We start from the raw sequence: 1,405 nt of genomic DNA on the forward strand, positions 1-1,405 counted from the left end.
GCACATCGATGCTGGACGGCTGCACCATTGCAGTTTCGTATGGGTCAATTCCTACCCGGCCAGACTCAATCTCAGCCCTTATGTCTTTGTCAGATAACAGCACCCCCTTAGATTACCTGTCAGGGATACTAGGCTGGAATAACAGGGCACATTTTCTTCGTGTTGCCTGGTCCAGCGGGTGTGGCGTAGTGGTAGCGCGTAACCTTCCCAAGGTTGAAGTGCGGGTTCGATTCCCGTCACCCGCTCCCTTGATTTACCTAAGTTAAATCCTCAGTACGCTGGAACAATGAGACTTGCCAACAGAATCTTGATTGGGCTTAGCGGATTACTTTTAGTATTAGGGTCATCCACGGCTGCCGGAGCCCACACCGAGTTGCTTTCGGCTAATCCGACTCCCAATAGCACGATCCGAAAATTGCCGGCAATGCTTGAGTTAGATTTCTCCGAACCCCCAATTGTGGCTGGCTCGTACATAAGAATTGAGCAACCGAACGAGGTCTTTTCGAAGAAAATAGTGGGACGACTTGTCGGCAACAAGTTGAAATTCAAGTGGCCCGCTGGAATTCAAAGTGGCACTGTAGTGGTGCACTGGCGGGCAGTTGCAGATGATGGACACGTGTCAGCTGATCAGTTTTTATTTACTCTCGGTGATACAAATCAGACAGCGAGTCCCTCTGCTAGCCCAACTACCGCAGGCCATACTAAAGAAATTGCAATCATTGCTGGAGTAATCATGCTAGTTGTGCTACTTATCGGAACTCTGGCAACCACAAGGCGTAAAAGCAGTTAAATTATGCCCACTAGATTCCTACGACCAAGTCTGGCAATCATCGCGGCCACTGGGCTGGTTGTTGGACTGACGGTTTCAGGCGGTGCTTACCAGCGAACTGAAATTTTGGATGCTGGACCAGCAATGACCTGGACAAATCAATTTCTAAATCTTTTTGCCGTATTGATCGGGCTACTAGTTGTTGGAACTTTAATAACTTACGGCTTCTTGGTTGGCCAGGCTGGTAACGAATTAAGTCCGATTGCTCTTGCTAAGCGGAAATACCTTTGTGTGTTGTGCCTTTCACTGGCGATTACATATATTTTTTCAGCGATAACAACCATGGGTACCGTTTTAGGAACGAACTTTCAGCAAACCCTTTCACCTGGTGTAATCCAAACATACATATGGGATTTGGTACCTTCGCAATCATTTTTAATAAGCGCTAGTTTGGCGCTAGTTGTTGCTGTTGCAATACCAGCCATAAAATCTTTAAATGCAATGGCTGCACTAATAGCGCTATCGCTCGCATCGGTTGGATATCCATTATTTAATAGCCATTCAATTTCACTAGGAAATCACTCCCTCGCCATAACTGCATCGGTAACTCATGGCATTGCAATGTCAATTTGGGTT

At 46.7% G+C, this 1,405-nt stretch carries 3 protein-coding genes and 1 tRNA gene; 3 read left to right on the plus strand and 1 reads right to left on the minus strand.

The window, feature by feature from the left end; translation table 11 throughout:
- On the minus strand, positions 1–103 hold a 103-nt coding region (locus tag EBS36_07440), incomplete at its 3' end, for a dCTP deaminase (protein ID NBU32981.1).
- Between the two features lie 71 nt (positions 104–174).
- Here EBS36_07440 and EBS36_07445 point away from each other — a divergent pair.
- The 3 genes from EBS36_07445 to EBS36_07455 all read left to right on the plus strand — a co-directional run.
- A tRNA-Gly gene (locus EBS36_07445) sits at positions 175–248 on the plus strand.
- Between the two features lie 38 nt (positions 249–286).
- Positions 287–790, plus strand: coding sequence for a copper resistance protein CopC (locus EBS36_07450; GenBank protein NBU32982.1), 504 nt, complete (start codon positions 287–289; stop codon positions 788–790).
- Positions 791–793: 3 nt separating this feature from the next.
- Positions 794–1,405 (plus strand): hypothetical protein (locus EBS36_07455; GenBank protein NBU32983.1); only part of this gene is annotated, 612 nt, incomplete at its 3' end.

It is taken from the genome of Actinomycetota bacterium (assembly GCA_009923495.1).
Taxonomy (GTDB): Bacteria; Actinomycetota; Actinomycetes; order S36-B12; family UBA5976; genus UBA5976.